The organism is Aeromonas sp. 1805 (genome assembly GCF_013085525.1).
GTDB lineage: Bacteria > Pseudomonadota > Gammaproteobacteria > Enterobacterales > Aeromonadaceae > Aeromonas > Aeromonas hydrophila.
Map to the genome: position 1 here is coordinate 156,079 of NZ_CP038515.1, position 16,170 is coordinate 172,248.

Annotated in this window: 14 protein-coding genes; 5 read left to right on the top strand and 9 right to left on the bottom strand. The window is 62.3% G+C overall.

Annotated features, from left to right (window positions below; genetic code table 11):
* Positions 1-51: 51 nt before the first annotated feature.
* From E5E96_RS00670 to E5E96_RS00680, 3 genes are read right to left on the bottom strand one after another with little or no spacing between them, the layout of a single operon-like run.
* Positions 52-1,173, bottom strand: a complete 1,122-nt coding sequence (locus E5E96_RS00670; RefSeq protein WP_171281337.1) for a beta-ketoacyl-ACP synthase III — start codon at positions 1,171-1,173, stop codon at positions 52-54.
* Positions 1,174-1,228: 55 nt separating this feature from the next.
* Complete coding sequence (locus E5E96_RS00675) at positions 1,229-2,392, bottom strand: VWA domain-containing protein (protein WP_171281338.1); 1,164 nt, start codon at positions 2,390-2,392, stop codon at positions 1,229-1,231.
* A 3-nt stretch (positions 2,393-2,395) separates the two neighbouring features.
* A complete protein-coding gene (locus tag E5E96_RS00680; RefSeq protein ID WP_171281339.1) occupies positions 2,396-3,238 on the bottom strand; it encodes a MoxR family ATPase in 843 nt (280 codons plus the stop codon).
* Positions 3,239-3,405: 167 nt separating this feature from the next.
* Here E5E96_RS00680 and cysK point away from each other — a divergent pair, with 167 nt between their 5' ends.
* The 4 genes from cysK (at position 3,406) to crr (ending at position 7,399) form a co-directional block, all read left to right on the top strand.
* The gene (gene cysK / locus E5E96_RS00685; protein ID WP_171281340.1) at positions 3,406-4,374 is read left to right on the top strand and encodes a cysteine synthase A; all 969 of its coding nucleotides are present in this window, start codon (positions 3,406-3,408) and stop codon (positions 4,372-4,374) included.
* A 442-nt stretch (positions 4,375-4,816) separates the two neighbouring features.
* A complete protein-coding gene (locus tag E5E96_RS00690; RefSeq protein ID WP_005303128.1) occupies positions 4,817-5,074 on the top strand; it encodes an HPr family phosphocarrier protein in 258 nt (85 codons plus the stop codon).
* Between the two features lie 44 nt (positions 5,075-5,118).
* Positions 5,119-6,846, top strand: coding sequence for a phosphoenolpyruvate-protein phosphotransferase PtsI (gene ptsI / locus E5E96_RS00695; RefSeq protein WP_011706834.1), 1,728 nt, complete (start codon positions 5,119-5,121; stop codon positions 6,844-6,846).
* Between the two features lie 43 nt (positions 6,847-6,889).
* Positions 6,890-7,399 carry a PTS glucose transporter subunit IIA gene (crr, locus tag E5E96_RS00700; protein ID WP_005303134.1) on the top strand — a complete coding sequence of 170 codons (510 nt, stop codon included), beginning with the start codon at positions 6,890-6,892 and terminating at the stop codon, positions 7,397-7,399.
* Between the two features lie 77 nt (positions 7,400-7,476).
* Here the strand turns inward: crr and E5E96_RS00705 are convergent, their stop codons facing one another.
* Positions 7,477-8,439 (bottom strand): GGDEF domain-containing protein, encoded by a 963-nt coding sequence (locus E5E96_RS00705; RefSeq protein ID WP_171281341.1) that lies wholly within the window; start codon positions 8,437-8,439, stop codon positions 7,477-7,479.
* A gap of 61 nt (positions 8,440-8,500) precedes the next feature.
* Positions 8,501-9,319, bottom strand: coding sequence for an ABC transporter substrate-binding protein (locus E5E96_RS00710; RefSeq protein WP_171281342.1), 819 nt, complete (start codon positions 9,317-9,319; stop codon positions 8,501-8,503).
* Between the two features lie 218 nt (positions 9,320-9,537).
* On the opposite strand from E5E96_RS00710, the gene E5E96_RS00715 reads away from it, so the two are divergent.
* On the top strand, positions 9,538-10,086 hold the full coding sequence (locus E5E96_RS00715) for a cytochrome b (RefSeq protein WP_171281343.1): 549 nt from the start codon (positions 9,538-9,540) through the stop codon (positions 10,084-10,086).
* 41 nt (positions 10,087-10,127) lie between these two features.
* On the opposite strand, the gene E5E96_RS00720 is transcribed toward E5E96_RS00715, so the two are convergent.
* From E5E96_RS00720 to E5E96_RS00735, 4 genes are all read right to left on the bottom strand, one after another.
* Positions 10,128-10,769, bottom strand: coding sequence for a polymer-forming cytoskeletal protein (locus E5E96_RS00720; RefSeq protein WP_171281344.1), 642 nt, complete (start codon positions 10,767-10,769; stop codon positions 10,128-10,130).
* Positions 10,770-10,945: 176 nt separating this feature from the next.
* Positions 10,946-14,698 (bottom strand): AAA family ATPase, encoded by a 3,753-nt coding sequence (locus E5E96_RS00725; protein ID WP_171281345.1) that lies wholly within the window; start codon positions 14,696-14,698, stop codon positions 10,946-10,948.
* On the bottom strand, positions 14,695-14,877 hold the full coding sequence (locus E5E96_RS00730; RefSeq protein WP_171281346.1) for an exonuclease SbcC: 183 nt from the start codon (positions 14,875-14,877) through the stop codon (positions 14,695-14,697). The genes E5E96_RS00725 and E5E96_RS00730 overlap by 4 nt, the downstream gene beginning before the upstream one ends.
* Complete coding sequence (locus E5E96_RS00735; protein WP_139750063.1) at positions 14,874-16,100, bottom strand: exonuclease SbcCD subunit D C-terminal domain-containing protein; 1,227 nt, start codon at positions 16,098-16,100, stop codon at positions 14,874-14,876. The genes E5E96_RS00730 and E5E96_RS00735 overlap by 4 nt, the downstream gene beginning before the upstream one ends.
* Positions 16,101-16,170 lie beyond the last annotated feature (70 nt).

Here is a 16,170-nt window from a genome sequence, read left to right on the forward strand (position 1 = left end):
AAAACCACCCGCCCGGGTGGTTTTTTGTTGCTTGCCGCGGCTAGGCCCCCCTTACAAACGGGTGAGCAGCAGGCTGCCGATGGAGTAACCGGCCCCGAACGAGCAGAGCACGCCGCGCGCCCCGGCGGGAAGGTCGCCGCTGTGAAGGTGGAACGCAATGATGGAGCCTGCCGAGCTGGTGTTGCCGTAGCTGTCGAGAATGACCGGCGCCTCCTGCTGGCTGGCGTCGTGACCGAGCAGCTTGCGGGCAATGAACTGGTTCATGGTGAGGTTGGCCTGATGGAGCCAGAGCCGGCTCAGGGAGTCTGCTGCCCAGCCCTGCTCATCGAGCTGGCCGGCGATCTGATCGCACACCAGCGGCAGCACCTCCTTGAACACCTTGCGCCCCTGCTGGCGGAACAGCTTGTCGTCGCCGTAACGGGTGCGCGGGCTGAGCCGGTTTAAAAAGCCAAAGTTGTTGCGGATGTTGTTGGAGTACTGGGTCACCAGCTTGCTGGCCACCAGCTGCCAGGGGTTGGCCACCTGACAATCGGCCTCCCGCTCCAGCAGCACGGCGGTGCAGGCGTCACCGAAGATGAAGTGGCTGTCTCTGTCGCGAAAGTTGAGGTGCCCAGAGCATATCTCCGGGTTCACCACCAGCGCGAGTCTGGCGCTGCCGGCCGCCAGCATGTCCGCCGCCGTCTTGATGCCGAAGGTGGCGGAGGAGCAGGCCACGTTCATGTCAAAGGCCATGCCGCTCGCCCCCAGATAGTGCTGCAACTCGATGGAGAGGGCCGGATAGGGGCGCGGCATGTTGGAGGCAGCGACGATCACCAGATCTATTTCCCCCGGCTCGCGTCCGGCGGCGATCAGCGCCTGCTCGGCGGCGGCCACCGCCATCTCCACCATGATGGAGGGCTTGTCATCGGGCCGCTCCGCCAGCAATGGCTGCATGATGTCGGGATCCAGCACCCCCTCCTTGCTCACCAGATAACGGCTCTTGATGCCGGAGGCCTTCTCGATGAATTCGCTGCTCGAATGCTGCTTGGCGGGCAGCTGGCCGGCGTCGATGGCGGAGGCGTTCTCCTCGTTGTAGAGATCCACGTACTGGTTGAAGGCGGCCACCAGCGCTTCGTTGCTGACGGCAAAGGGAGGGGTATAGAGGCCTGAGCCACTGATCACGATAGAGGTCATCTTTGCTCCTCGCCGGGTTCACTCCCGGCTTGTTGGTCTGTTCGGGTAGAGAGGGTCACAGCTGGTCGATGGCCGCAGCCAGACCCGCCAGGGTCAGCGGGTGCATGCGCCCGCCGATCAATTCGTTCATCAGCTTGATGGAGGGATGCCAGAGCCACTCCCGCCGCGGGGTGGGGTTGATCCACACCAGCTTGGGAAAGTGCTGCTGCAGGCGGGCCAGCCACACTTGGCCGGCCTCTTCGTTCCAATACTCGACGCTGCCGCCCGGCCAGGTGATCTCATAGGGGCCCATGCTGGCATCCCCCACCAGGATCACCTTGTAGTCGCTGCCGTAGGTGCGCAGCAGCCGCAGGGTATCGAAGCGCGCCTCGTGCCGGCGGGCGTTGTCCTGCCAGACGAAGTCGTAGAGACAGTTGTGAAAATAGAAGTACTCCAGATGCTTGAACTCGTGGCGCAAGGCAGAGAAGAGCCGTTGCACCTCGGCCACGTGGGCATCCATGGAGCCCCCCACATCGAAGAAGACCAGCAGCTTGACCCCGTTGTGGCGCTCGGGCCTGAGCTTCACATCGAGCCAGCCCTGTCTGGCCGTGCTCTGGATGGTGTCGTCGAGATCCAGCTCGTCGGGGTTGCCCTTGCGCACCCAGCGCCTGAGCTTGCGCAGCGCCAGCTGGATGGCCCGTTGCCCCAGTGGGGAATCGTCGCTGAAGTTGCGGTAATGCCTTGCCTCCCACACCTTGACGGCCTTGCCATGCTGGCCCTCTCCCCCCATGCGCACTCCTTCCGGGTGAAAACCGCCGTGGCCGAACGGGCTGCTCCCGCCGGTACCGACCCACTTGTTGCCGCCGGCGTGACGCTCCTTCTGCTCGCTTAACCGCTGGTTGAGGGTCGCCAACAGCTGGTCAAGCCCGCCGAGGGATTTGAGCAACGCCTTCTCCTCGGCGCTCAATAGCCGCTCGAACTCCTGGCGCAGCCACTCCTCGGGCAGGCTCTCCGGCAACAGGGGGATGACGGCCAACCCCTCGTAATACTCGGCGAAGGCGCGATCGAAGCGATCGTAGTGGGCCTCGTCTTTCACCAGCAGGCAGCGGGAGAGCTGGTAGAACTCGTCCATGTCGAGGCTGGCCAGCCGGGCTGCCAGCGCCGCGTGCAAGTCCAGCAGTTCGCGCAGACTGCAGGGGAGCTTGTGGCGGCGCAGGTGAGTAAAGAAGTCGATCAGCATGAGTCAGCTGCCGCGTCGGGCCAGAAAGGCGAGCTTCTCAAAGAGATGCAGGTCCTGCTCAGTCTTGAGCAGGGCGCCGTAGAGGGCGGGCACCAGCTTGCCCGGCTCGCGGGCACGCATCGCCTCGGGGGCAATGTCGTCGGCCAACAGCAACCGGATCCAGTCCAGCAGCTCCGAGGTGGAGGGCTTCTTGCGCAGCCCCTCTACCTCGCGCAGCTCGAAGAAGAGATCCATCGCTTCACCGAGCAGGCTCTCCCTGAGGTTTGGGTAGTGGAGCTTGACGATGGCCTGCATCTCGGCCTTGTCGGGGAAGCGGATGTAGTGGAAGAAGCAGCGGCGCAGGAAGGCGTCCGGCAGCTCTTTTTCATTGTTGGAGGTGATGATGACCACCGGCCGCTGCTGGGCCTTGACTCGCTCGCCGGTCTCGTAGACGTCGAACTCCATCCGATCCAGCTCCTGCAGCAGATCGTTGGGGAACTCTATGTCCGCCTTGTCGATTTCATCGATGAGCAGCACCGGGCGCTGGTCGGCGGTAAAGGCCTGCCACAGCTTGCCCCGGCGGATGTAGTGGCTGATCTCCCCTACCCTGGGGTCACCGAGCTGGGAGTCACGCAGCCGGGCCACCGCATCATATTCGTAGAGCCCCTGCTGGGCCTTGGTAGTGGATTTGATGTGCCAGGCAATCAGCTCGGTACCCAGATGGCGGGCCACGGCTTCGGCCAGCTCGGTCTTGCCTGTGCCGGGTTCCCCTTTGATAAGCAAGGGTTTTTCAAGCACGATGGCGGCATTGACCGCCATCTTGAGCGATTCAGAGGCGAGATAGCGATCGCTTCCTGCAAATCCCATAACGTCTATTCCTTTGACGATGAGAGACCTTTTTGAGATCGAGGCCTCAATAAGAAAGAATAAGCTCTATATCTTGTAATAACATATTGTTATAACAAATCGTCACTTCTCATTCAGAAACCACAGGGTAATCTTGTTTCATCGCCGTAACAAACAGGGATAGCACCATGAGCAAAATTTTTGAGGACAACAGCCAGACCATAGGTCACACCCCGCTGGTTCGTCTCAACCGTGTTACCAAGGGCCGCGTGCTGGCCAAGATTGAGAGCCGTAACCCGAGCTTCAGCGTCAAGTGCCGTATCGGCGCCAACCTGATCTGGGATGCCGAGAAACGCGGCGTCCTCACCAAGGGCAAGGAGATCATCGAGCCCACCAGCGGTAACACGGGTATTGCTCTGGCCTTCGTGGCCGCCGCCCGTGGCTATCCCATCACATTGACCATGCCGGCCACCATGAGCCTGGAGCGCCGCAAGCTGCTCAAGGCACTCGGCGCCAACCTGGTGCTGACCGAAGGGCCGCTCGGCATGAAGGGCGCCATTGCCAAGGCCAACGAGATCCTCGAGTCCGAGCCGGGCAAATACGTGCTGCTGCAACAGTTTGAAAACCCCGCCAACCCGGAGATCCACGAGAAGACCACCGGCCCCGAGATCTGGGATGCCACTGACGGTCAGGTGGATGTGTTCGTGGCCGGCGTCGGCACCGGCGGCACCATCACGGGTGTCTCCCGCTACCTGAAACAGACCAAGGGCAAGACGGTGGTCTCCGTCGCCGTCGAGCCGAGCGAATCGCCGGTGATCAGCCAGCGTCTGGCCGGCCTTGAAATCAAACCGGGTCCCCACAAGATCCAAGGTATCGGTGCCGGCTTCATCCCGGGCAACCTGGACCTGACTCTGCTGGATCGCGTCGAGCAGGTGAACAGCGATGACGCCATCGAGATGGCTCGCCGCCTGATGGAAGAGGAAGGGATCCTGGCCGGGATCAGCTCAGGCGCCGCCGTGGTGGCCGCAGCCCGCCTCGCCGAGCTGCCGGAGTTTGCCGACAAGACCATCGTTGTCATTCTGCCGAGCGCCGCCGAGCGTTACCTCTCCAGCGCCCTGTTTGCCGGGGTGTTCAGCGAGCAGGAACTGCAGCAATAAGTGATCGGATTATTTCAAAACAACGGCGCTCCCAGGAGCGCCGTTTCTTTATGAGCTAGACTGAGCACTTGGCAGCGCCAGTCGACCCCTTATTTTTCGGGGTAAAATAACAAGCAACCCAGCGACAAAAAAAGCAGACATTCTGTGATAAATCTCATATCCTGTGCCGCGTCACGAGGTGTTTGCCGACTAGGTATCACAAAGTAACAAAGTGTTATTTTTCGTTATAAAATAATTTCAAGCCAGCATTGACGCGGCTTGTAGAGCGATAACGGAAAAGAGTTGAGGCAGACACCGAATACTGCACAGAAAATTGACCTGGATTAAACCATTGCAGGTCTGATTTCGTTACTTTACAACATATCCATACTGACACGGTGCGAGAAGGAAGCGTCAAAAGCATCCCTCACACCAAAAAATATCAATAATATGGGGTGAAACCATGTACGAGAAGTCTGTTGTTATTACTGCTGAAAACGGCCTGCACACCCGTCCGGCAGCTCAGTTCGTGAAAGAAGCCAAAGAATTCCAAAGCGAGATCACTGTGGTCTCCGGTGGCAAATCCGCCAGCGCCAAGAGCCTGTTCAAGCTGCAGACCCTGGGCCTGACCAAAGGCACCAACGTGACCATCCAGGCCGACGGCCCGGACGCTCAGAAAGCCGTTGAGAAGCTGGTTGCCCTGATGGACGAGCTGGAGTAATCCAGCTTTATTCCTCCCCCACAGTCGTTTTAATAGGAAGGATTATGATATCTGGCATTCTTGCGTCCCCCGGTATCGCATTCGGCAAGGCGCTTCTTCTGAAAGAAGATGAAATCGTTATCAATCAGGGCAAAATCGCTGCCGAACAGATTGATGCCGAAATCAACCGCTTCCTCGAAGCCCGCACCAAGTCAGCCGCACAGCTGGAAGCCATCAAAGAGATGGCCGGTCGCACCTTCGGTGAAGAAAAAGAGGCCATCTTCGAAGGCCACATCATGCTGCTCGAAGATGAAGAGCTGGAAGGGGATATCAGATCCTTCATCAAAGACAACAAGGCCACCGCTGACAAGGCCATCTACGAGGTCATTGAGCAGTACGCGAAGATGATGGCCGAGCTGGATGATCCCTATCTGCGCGAGCGCGCCACCGACTTCCGTGACATCGGTACCCGTCTGGTCAAGAACGTACTGGGCATCGCCGTTGTCAACCTGAGCACCATCGACGAAGAGGTGATCCTGGTCGCCAAAGACCTGACCCCGTCCGAAACCGCTCAGATCAACCTGAAATACGTGCTGGGTTTCGTCACCGACATCGGTGGCCGTACTTCCCACACCTCCATCATGGCCCGCTCCCTGGAGCTGCCGGCCATCGTGGGCACCAACGACATCACCGAGCGCGTCAAGAATGGTGACGTGCTGGTGCTGGATGCGATCAACAACCAGATCATCATCAATCCGACTGCCGAACAGCTGAACGAAGCCAAGCAATTCCAGGCCCAGTTCCAGGCCGAGAAAGATGAACTGGCCAAGCTCAAAGATCTGCCTGCCATCACGCTGGATGGCCATCAGGTCGAAGTGTGCGCCAACATCGGTACCGTCAAGGATACCGAAGGTGCCATCCGCAACGGCGCCGAGGGCGTGGGTCTGTACCGTACCGAGTTCCTGTTCATGGACCGTGACGCGCTGCCGACCGAAGACGAGCAGTTCAAAGCCTACAAAGAAGTGGCCGAAGCGATGCCGGATCAGCCGATCATCGTGCGTACCATGGACATCGGCGGCGACAAAGAACTGCCCTACATGAATTTCCCGAAAGAGATGAACCCCTTCCTGGGCTGGCGTGCCGTGCGGATCTTCTTCGATCGCGCCGACATCATGCATGCCCAGCTGCGGGCCATCCTGCGTGCGTCTGCCTTTGGCAAACTGCGCATCATGTTCCCGATGATCATCTCTGTCGAAGAGTTCCGCAGCCTGAAGGCCACCGTAGAGACGCTGAAAGCCGAACTGCGTGCCGAAGGCAAAGCCTTTGATGAATCCATCGAAGTGGGTATCATGATCGAGACCCCGGCCGCTGCCGTGATGGCTCATCATCTGGCCAAGGAAGTGGATTTCTTCAGTATCGGTACCAACGACCTGACCCAGTACACCCTGGCTGTCGACCGTGGTAACGAGATGATTTCCGCCATGTACAACCCGCTGTCACCCTCCGTCCTGACGCTGATCAAGATGGTTATCGATGCATCCCACGCCGAAGGCAAGTGGACCGGTATGTGTGGTGAACTGGCTGGTGACGAGCGTGCCACCCTGCTGCTGCTGGGTATGGGTCTGGATGAGTTCTCCATGAGCGCCATCTCTGTACCGCGTATCAAGAAGCTTATCCGCAACACCAACTTCGAAGATGTGAAGGCCATGGCTGATCAAGCGCTGAGCTTTGCCACCGCCGCCGAAATCGAAGCCTGTGTAGATAACTTTATTAAGCAGAAGGCAGTCTGCTAAGATCGGCTGCAAACAGCGACAATCATCTCTAGGAGCTTTTACTATGGGTCTGTTTGATAAACTGAAGAAACTGGTTTCCGATGACAGTTCTGATACCGGCGGCATCGAAATTTTTGCCCCGCTGTCAGGCGAAATCGTACCGATCGAAGATGTACCCGACGTAGTCTTCGCCGAGAAGATCGTCGGCGACGGCATCGCCATCAAGCCGGCTGGCAACAAGATGGTTGCGCCGTGCGACGGCACCATCGGCAAGATCTTCGAGACCAACCACGCGTTCTCGCTGGAATCCGACTCAGGTATCGAGCTGTTCGTTCACTTCGGTATCGACACCGTTGAACTGAAAGGCGAAGGCTTCAAGCGCATCGCCCAGGAAGGTCAACAGGTCAAGCGCGGTGACACCATCATCGAGTTCGATCTGGCCGTTCTGGAAGCCAAAGCCAAATCTACCCTGACTCCGGTGGTCATCTCCAACATGGACGAGATCAAAGAGCTGGTGAAGATGACGGGTGCCGTGACCGTGGGCGAGACCCCGGTGATCCGCATCAAGAAATAAGGCCGCATGGGCCGAGCGCCCGTCGCCCATAAAAAAACCGAAGCCCTGGCTTCGGTTTTTTTATGGGCGTTTTCCGGCTAGGCCCTGCCAAATACCACCCGGTTGCGACCGTTGCTCTTGGCCTGGTAGAGCGCCTTGTCCGCCACCTGCAGCAGGCTGTCGCTACTATGGCCATCGCCTCGGGTGGCACAACCCAGACTCATCGTCAGGGAAAAACTCTGCCCCTCCCACGCGACCACATGGTCGACAAACTGCCGGCGTAACTGCTCGGCTCGCTCGACCACCTGTTCAGCGTCCATCCCAGGCAGGATCAACAGAAACTCCTCCCCGCCCCAGCGGGCCAGATGCTCTGCGGGCTGCAGCTGCCGCGCCATGATGCGCGCCACCTCGCACAGCGCCGCATCCCCAGCGGGATGACCGTAGCGGTCATTGATCTGCTTGAAGTGGTCGATATCGCACAAGATCACCGAGAAGGGCTCCCCCTGCAGCCAGAGCGCCTGCAACTGCTGCCCGGCGGCACGCCGGTTGCCAAGCTCGGTCAGCGGATCGGTGCAGGAGAGCCGGCTCACCTCCTCGATCATGCAGTGCAAGTCGTGGATGTCGCGCAGCGTCACTATGTGCCAGCCCGGCATGGCATCCGCCGTCAGCTGGGCCGTGATGGTAAACCAGCGCTGCTGGCCGCTCTTGCAGTAGAGACAGGCGTTCATCTCGGCCACCGCCGCACCGTTGGCCAGACTGGTCATCACCGCCTGGTTCCAGCGCTCAATCGCCTGGGCCCTGCTCTCTTCATCGCGATAGACGGTGGCAAACCAGCTGGCCATGTCGGGCAGATCCGTCAGGTCATATCCGAGCTGAGTCACGAAGGCCCGGTTCACGAACCTGTGATGGCGGGCCGGGATCTCCGACAGTCGGGTGGGTATGCTGCCCAGCGTCTCGCTGCAGGCGGATTCCGATATCAGGATCGGAAACGGGATCACGTCGAAGGAGCGAAACAGGATCTGCTGCAGCTCGGTCAGGATCACAGGATCGGTGATGTTCAAGGTAACTCCCTTACCAAGGTATCGTTCAAAGGTAAGTGAGCGCTGATCGCGGGTAAAGCGCTCATTGCGCGGCTCTGACCGCCTTGGTCGCAGCATTTTCTCCCGGTTGCCACTCCTGATAGGGACCGTGAATGCCGGAGTAGATCTTGTTGAGCTGACCGGAGGCCCTCAGCCGCTCGATGGACTGGGTCAGGAAACGGTCGACCGCATCCCCTTTCGGCCCCTTGGGAATGATGAACACATCGTCAAACTCGCCGAAATAGACCCGGTGGATATTGGTCAGCCCCATCTTGCGCAGGGTGAAATCCGCCTCCTCCTGCGCCCACAGAAAGGCATCGATGCGGCCTCGGCTCAACTTGCCGAGGGATTGCTCGAGCGAGAGGGAGCGCTTGACCGAGAAGGGCCAGAAGTCGGTCACCCCCTCGATGAGCAGATCCCGCTTGGTGTACTCGTAGCCCAGCACCATGGCGGGAGTAATGGGCGCCGCACTGTTGCTGTAGAGCACGTGGGTCACCTTGCCAAAGGTCGCCGAGCTGAAGCGATAAGGCAGCATGGACTCATCGATGTAGGGATTGCGCAGCGCCGGCAGGTTGAAGTCCGCCTCCCCCACCACCACGCTGCGGGTGGCTCGGGACATGGGGTAGACCATCACGCTCAGCTCCACCCCGTCATCCAGCCCGGCGATGGCCTTGACCAGGTCGACGAAGGGACCGGTGCCGTTGGAATCGATGAGCCCCGGCAACAAACCAAGATAGGCTGAAAAATGAGTCGGTCGGCCAGGTTCTGCCGCAGCCAGCCGCTCCTCGTCGACCCCCGTCATCCCCAGCAGCATGGCGAGCAGCATCAAGCCTGCCAGCACGCCTACTCTCAGATGCTTCATGATGCAACCCCTCACCACCCTGGCCGGCATGGCCCCGTTGATCAGAAGCATAGACTCGGCACAGAGCGTGTCGGGCGAGTTGCAAATAAGATGTTAAAAAACACACCAAGATCAAGGTTTTGACACATCTGCGCGGTAACATGAAAAGGAATGGTGCGGGGCAGGATGCCCGATGCGACCACCCTTGATGCAATACGAGCCCCGAGAAGGATATGAGCATGTTGAAAAATACCGAACAACGTTATGGCAGCCTGAGCATAGGGCTGCACTGGTTGACCCTACTGCTGATGATCGCCGTCTATGCGCTGATGGAGTTCAGGGACATCTTCCCCAAAGGGTCGGCCGGCCGCGACCTGATGAAAGAGTTTCACTTCATGGTGGGTCTGCTGATCCTGGCGCTGGTGGTGGTGCGCCTGCTGGTGCGCGTGGGTAGCCCTTCACCGCGCATCGTGCCCGAGCTCTCCCCCCTGATGCTCACGCTGGCCAAGCTCGCCCACCTGGCACTCTATGGCTTCCTGATCCTCACCCCGCTGCTGGGCTGGCTGCTACTGAGCGCAGGCGGCAAGCCCATCCCCTTCTTCGGCCTGGAACTCCCTGCCCTCATTGCCCCAGACGACGGCCTGAAGGGCACCATCAAGGAGCTGCACGAGACGCTGGCCAACATTGGCTATGCCCTGATTGCCCTGCACGCAGCGGCAGTCATCTACCACCACCATGTGCTCAAGGACAACACCCTGACCAATATGCTGCCCGAGCGGCGCAGTTGATCCCTTGCCGGCAAAGAGGGGCGTACTCGCCCCTCTTTTGATCAGGCCTGTTTGGCCACCACCTCGGCAGTATCGGCAGCCTTGTTTTTACCTTCAGGCTGTAGCTGCTTGACGTTGCCCTTGCTCTCGCCCTTCTGCTCCTCCTGAGATTGGGACTGGCCGACAAACTGGCCTCCCTTGCGGATGGAGAGGCTCCCGCCCTTGAACAACCCCTTCATCTTGCCGTTTTCGAGGATCTCCACCTCGCTCGAGGCGCAGGTGCCATCCAGAGTGCCATTGATGATCACGTGGGCAGCGCTGACATCCCCTTCAATCCGGCCACCTTCCATGATGCGTACCGTCCCGCCATTCAGCAGCAGCGTCCCGACGAACTGGCCATACACATCCAGATTGCCCTCCACCTGCAACTCGCCCTTGAAACGGGCCCCCTTGGCGATCACCGTGGTCGTGCTCCCCGCCCCGACCATCTCAGACTCATTGCGCTTTCGTCCAAACATCTTGGTTTTCTCCACCATCAACAGCAGCACCATCAGTAGCAACGGCACTATGGGTAATTTGTAATATGCAGATCCCGCCACATAGAGCAGCAACGCCAGGCCCCAGCAGAACCAGATGAGATACAGCGCGTCACTGCGTGGCCGCATCGCGATGCGAGCCAGGATCCTTTCAGGCATCAATGTCATTGACCATTCCCTCTTGCGGGCAGATGGATGCAAGACCGGGGTCAACCCCTCACTCTCGTTTCCCGCGAAATACGCGGGCATGGACCTAGCTCAAGCGACCAGATTGTCGAAACACTGAAACAAAAAAGCCCCGCCAGAAGGCGAGGCCGTGATTCATCAGCAAACAGAGGCAGGACTCAGGGCAACACCACCCGGCTTTCACCTCCGCCGAGGGCCTCCACCCGCACCTGCACGCCGATCCGCTCCACCAGGGTCTGCACGTGGGAGATAACCCCGATCTGGCGGCCGGCCGCCTGCAGGGAGTCAAGGCTTGAGAGCGCCAGATCCAGGCTGTCGGGATCGAGGGTGCCGAAACCCTCGTCGATGAACAACGATTCAACCTGGGTCTGGCGCGACGACAGGCTGGAGAGGGCCAGCGCCAGCGCCAGCGACACCAGGAAGCTTTCACCACCGGAGAGGGAGTCCACCGAGCGCACCTCATCCCCCATGTCGAGATCCACCACCTGCAGCGCCAGATCGGTGCCGGGCACCCGCTCCAGCCGATAGCGGGGGGAGAGCTCGGCGAGCTGGGCGTTGGCCTCCAGCAGCAACCGCTCCAGCGTGAGACTTTGGGCGAAGGTGCGCAGCTTGGCGCCGCTGGCCGAGCCGATAAGGTCGGAGAGCCGCTGCCAGTGATCCGCCACCGCCTGCTGGGCGGCCAGCTCCTCCTGCAAGGTGCCCGCCTTGAGGGTCGCCGCCTCGGCCTGTGCCAGCATGCTCTTGCACTGGAATAGCTGCTCGTCGAGGGCGCGGCAGTGCGCCTCCAGCGCCGTCAGCCGGCTGGCTAGCTCCTGTGGCGCCAACGCGGCCAGCTCGGGGTGATGCTCGCGGTAACGATCCCGCTTGCTCTCCTCCAGCGCCAGCGCCCGCTGCCGCTCGGTCAAACGGGTACGCGCCTCGGCGCGGGCATCCTCCAGCGCCTGCAAGGCGGCGCGGCGCGCCTTGAGCTCATCCGGGCTCATGGCCAGCAGGCGGCGCAGGTCATATTCGGCGATGCCGAGGCTGCTGGCGTGGGCTGCCCAGCGCCCCAGCACCTCCCGTCGCCGCCGGCTGCTCACCTGCTTCTCCTGCTCCAGATGGCTGAGACGGGTCTTGAGCTCGGTCTGACGCTCGCGCAAGGTGCGGGCCGCCCCCTGCATCGTCTCCAGCTCGCTGGCCAGCTGCTGCAGCCGCTGCTGCCAGCTGCTCTCGACCAGGGCAATCTCCTCGCCCTCCAGACAGGTGGCACGGCTGGTGACCAGCCCCTGCCGCTGTTGTTCATGCTCCTTGTAGTCGCGCTCGAGCTTGTGCAGCAGCTCACGCTGGGTCTGCAGACGCGCCTCCTGAGCGCTCAGGGCCGGGGTGAGGCTGGCAATCTCGCCGGTCAGCCGCTCCCACTCGCTCTGACCGTGCAGCCAGGCCTCGCAGGCCCGCTGCCACTCGTGCCACTGCTGGCTACCCAGCCACTGACGCCAGGGTTGGCCTCCCATCTGCTCGTCGAGCCGGTTGCCCCCCTGCTCAAGGCGCTGGCGCAGAGTCGTTTCCTGCTCGCCCATCGCCTTCACCTCCCCTTCCAGGGCGATGCGATGGCGATCGGCCTCCTGCCACTGCTGCTCGAACTGTTGGTGCTGGCTGGCCAGCTGGCTCAGCTGCTGGCGCACGGCCTGCAACTGCTGCTGACCGAGCTGGGCCTCGCGCAGCTGCTGCTGGCTGCGGGCCAGCCCCTGCTCCAGACTCTGGCCGCGACCGAGCAGGGTACTCATCAATTCGTTCCACTCGATCGGGCTCTGACGCAGCGGCAGCGGATGGCCCAGCAGCTCGGCACCGCCCAGCTGCTGCCAGCGCTGGGTCAGCTGCTCGGCGCGCGTCTCCAGTTCAGGCAGATGTTGCTGGCGCACCGCCAGCTGGCGGGCCAGCTCCTGGCGCTCGCTCTCGCACTGAATGTATTGGTGATTGAGCCGCTCCCACTCGAGCTCCAGGCTGCGGACACGCTCCGCCAGTTGCCCCAGAATGCCCGCCACCTGCGGCTGGCTCTGGTGATAGGGGTGCTCCTCGGCGCCGCAGAGCGGACAAGGTTCACCGTCGCGCAGGATGTGGCGATGCTGCTCGAAACTGGCGATGGCGCGGGACTGCTCCAGCGCATGGCGCGCCTCGTCCCGCTGCAGGGCGAGCCGCTCGCGGGCTGGCGTCAGCTCGTCGCCGAGGATGGCCAGCTTGCCGAGCGCCTGCTCCAGCTGGGCGATCTCCTGCTGCAGGCGACCATGCTGCTCGCCGTGATTGCGGCCATAGTCGGCCAGCTCCAGCAGCTGGCGCAGCTGACCCAGCTGCTCGGTCTGCCCTTGCCACTGCTCCTGCGCCTTGGCCAGACGCCCCTCCCACTGCTGCTCCTGCAGCTCGTGCTGTTGCTGCTGCAGCCGCTCCTGCTCGCGCAGCCAGTAGTCGCGCTCCTGCTGCCCCTGCTCCAGCTGGTGTTGCAGTTGCCTGAGGGCGCGCAGCTTGTGTTCGCGCAGGGTAAGGAGCTGCTGCAGCCTGTCGGCATCCTCGGCCCAATCCTGCATGGCGGTGAGCAGGGGCTGCCACTGGCGGGCCACCGGCGCCAGCTCCTTGTGCTCCTCAAGCCAGGCGCCCCACTGCAGGTGCTGGGCCTTGAGCTGCTCCACCTGCTGGCGCTGCTGGCGCCAGCCCTGTTCCAGAGTAAGCTGCACCTCCCGCTCCTGCGCCCCCTCCTGCTGGATCTTCTGCAACTGCTGCTGTTTTTCCCGAATGCGGGTGTCGAGCTCCTGCGCCCGCTTGAGTTCGGGCTGCAGGGCGCCCCACTCGCGCTCGGCGGCGATCTTCTCCGCCAGCAGTTGCTGCTCGGTGAGGGCGCTCTGCTGGGTCTGCTCCTCCAGCTTGCCAAGTTCGGGACCAAGCTCGGCCAGCGCCTTCTCCTGCTGCTGCACCTCCAGGGTGAGGCGGGCCAGCTCGTCGTGATCGGCGCGGGCCACCTGGGCCTGCTCGGCGCGGGCGAACTCCTCGCGCTCCGGGGCGGCCGCAGCGTGGGCCGCTTCGGCCACGGCAAGGGCCGCCTCTCCCTCCTGACAGGCCTGCAACTGGGCGGCGATGCGGCCGTTGAGATCGCGCAAGTCCTGCATCAGCTGCTGTTGCTGCTGCTCGTGTTTGAGGCTGGTGGCGAGGCTGACCTGCTGGCTCACCCACTGCTCGCGGGTCGCCTCGTCCATCAGCGCCACGTCGCCGAGCCGCTGGCTGATGGCGGCCAGTTTCTGCTGCTCCTCCCGCGCCCGCTCATGGGTCTGGACCGAAATGGCGGAGTAGAGCTCGGTGCCGGTCATCCGTTCGAGCAGGGCCGAACGCTCGTCGGCGCTCGATTTGAGGAAGGCGGCAAACTCCCCCTGCGGCAGGATGACGGCGCGGCGAAACTGCTCCCAGGAGAGCCCCACCAGCTCGTCGATGCGATCCTGCAGCTCCCGCTTGCTGCCACTGAACACCTGGCCCGACGCCACGTCGGTCAGGCTGCGCTCCTGGGCCTGAAAGCGCCCCTCGGCGCGGTTGCGGGCCCGGCGTACCGCCCAGCGGGCTAGCCAGATGCGGCCGTCACAGCCGCGAAACTGCACCTCGGCAAAACCGCTGGCGTGGCCGCGGCTGAGGATGCCGCGCACGTCGTTGGCCTTGAGCTTCTCCTCGTCATCCATGCGGCCCACTTCGGCCACGTTCTTGCGATTGGCGATAAAGCGCGGCATCTCGTCGTAGAGCGCCAGACAGATGGCATCGAGCAGGGTGCTCTTGCCGGCGCCGGTATTGCCGGTGATGGCAAACAGGCCGGCGGCCCCCAGGGCGCCACCGGCAAAATCGATGGTGAATTGACCGGTCAGGCTGGCGAGGTTCTCACCACTCAAAGAGAGGATCTTCATACGCCACACGCCTCCATCCATACCGACCCGATATCGCGCGTGCTCTTGCCCCCATCAGCCCGGGTATTACCGGTGATGGCAAACAGGCCGGCGGTCCCCAGGGCGCCACCGGCAAAATCGATGGTAAAGGGGCCGGTCAGGCTGGCCAGATTCTCCCCTGACAGCGACAAGATTTTCATTGGCTAGATTCCTTCACCTGCTCCAGGATCTCTTCAAACGACGCCACCAGCTCGGCCTCCGGCTCCCCGTCAAACTGACGCTGATAGCAGAGGCGAAACACCTCGGTGGGGGAGAGCTCATCCAGCCGGCGCTGGCCGGCACCATCCGCCAGCCCCTGGCCAGAGCCCTGATAACTGGTCGTGATGCGGGCAAGGCGCACCGGCTTGTCGCCGATGGCGGCCAGCACGCGCTCGCGGATGCGGGCCTCGGGTTTGGGCAACAGCAGCCGCACCTCGAGGAAGGGCTGTGCTTCTTGTGGGCAAGGGAGCAGCGCCAGCGCCTCGATGGCCTGGAGCGCCTCGTCGAGGCCGCTCTGGGGCAGCCGGATCATCTCCACCGCGCGGGGCACCGGGATCCGCTCAAGGCGGGCCAGCTTGCCCCCCTCAAACGTCACCTCCAGCACCTGATGGTTGTAGTTCGCCTCGGCCAGCGAGAGCGGCAGCGGCGAGCCGCTGTAGTGCACCCCCTCGGCCGGGCTCTGGGCCAGATGCAAATGACCCAGCGCCGTGTAGTCGGCGGCGGCAAACAGCTCGGCAGGCAGGGCATGCTGGTTGCCGCCGAGCACCCGCCGCTCGGAGAGCTCGGAAAGCTGGCCCGCCGCCAGATAGGCGTGGCCCATGGCGATGAGGGCCTGATCCGGATGACAGCGTGCACGCCCCTCGCTCAGCACTGCCTCATAGACCTGGCGTACCCCTTCGATCAGTCTGTCCTGCCCCTCGCTGAGCCCGTCGGGGCGCAGATCGCTGCTGCGCAGAAACGGCACGGCGGCGCACCAGGCGGCCACCTCGCCATCCTTGCCTCGCAGCGGCACCAGCAGACGCTCGGTCTCGAGGCGCCCCTCGTCGTCCCGGCTGATGCTGCCCACCAGATGCAGGTCGAAGGCGCGCAGCAGCTCGTGGGGGGCATCCAGCTTGGAGGGAGAGTCGTGGTTGCCGCCGATCAGCACCATCTCCAGTGCCGGGTGCTCGGCGCGCAGCCGCGCCAGAAAGCGGTAGAGCTGCTGCCAGGCGCTGGCGGGGGGGTTGGCGGTATCGAACAGGTCGCCCGCTACCAGCAGGGCGTCGATGTCGCGGCGCTTGATGGTGTCGGCCAGCCAGTCGAGAAAGGCATCGTGTTCAAAACGGCGATCATGGCCATGGAGTTGATGGCCAAGATGCCAGTCGGCGGTATGCAGGATCTTCATGAAAAACGGCTCGTATGGAGGAGGTGTCAGCGGCACCCGATGCAGACAAGATGAGGATATGCCTCCCCTT

Bases quoted from the DNA above. Each gene is read 5' to 3' on its own strand.
- E5E96_RS00730 (WP_171281346.1), bottom strand. From the start codon at position 14,877: ATGAAAATCTTGTCGCTGTCAGGGGAGAATCTGGCCAGCCTGACCGGC.
- E5E96_RS00710 (WP_171281342.1), bottom strand. From the start codon at position 9,319: ATGAAGCATCTGAGAGTAGGCGTGCTGGCAGGCTTGATGCTGCTCGCC.
- E5E96_RS00690 (WP_005303128.1), top strand. From the start codon at position 4,817: ATGTACGAGAAGTCTGTTGTTATTACTGCTGAAAACGGCCTGCACACC.
- E5E96_RS00725 (WP_171281345.1), bottom strand. From the start codon at position 14,698: ATGAAGATCCTCTCTTTGAGTGGTGAGAACCTCGCCAGCCTGACCGGT.
- crr (WP_005303134.1), top strand. From the start codon at position 6,890: ATGGGTCTGTTTGATAAACTGAAGAAACTGGTTTCCGATGACAGTTCT.
- E5E96_RS00735 (WP_139750063.1), bottom strand. From the start codon at position 16,100: ATGAAGATCCTGCATACCGCCGACTGGCATCTTGGCCATCAACTCCAT.
- ptsI (WP_011706834.1), top strand. From the start codon at position 5,119: ATGATATCTGGCATTCTTGCGTCCCCCGGTATCGCATTCGGCAAGGCG.
- cysK (WP_171281340.1), top strand. From the start codon at position 3,406: ATGAGCAAAATTTTTGAGGACAACAGCCAGACCATAGGTCACACCCCG.
- E5E96_RS00720 (WP_171281344.1), bottom strand. From the start codon at position 10,769: ATGACATTGATGCCTGAAAGGATCCTGGCTCGCATCGCGATGCGGCCA.
- E5E96_RS00680 (WP_171281339.1), bottom strand. From the start codon at position 3,238: ATGGGATTTGCAGGAAGCGATCGCTATCTCGCCTCTGAATCGCTCAAG.
- E5E96_RS00675 (WP_171281338.1), bottom strand. From the start codon at position 2,392: ATGCTGATCGACTTCTTTACTCACCTGCGCCGCCACAAGCTCCCCTGC.
- E5E96_RS00670 (WP_171281337.1), bottom strand. From the start codon at position 1,173: ATGACCTCTATCGTGATCAGTGGCTCAGGCCTCTATACCCCTCCCTTT.
- E5E96_RS00715 (WP_171281343.1), top strand. From the start codon at position 9,538: ATGTTGAAAAATACCGAACAACGTTATGGCAGCCTGAGCATAGGGCTG.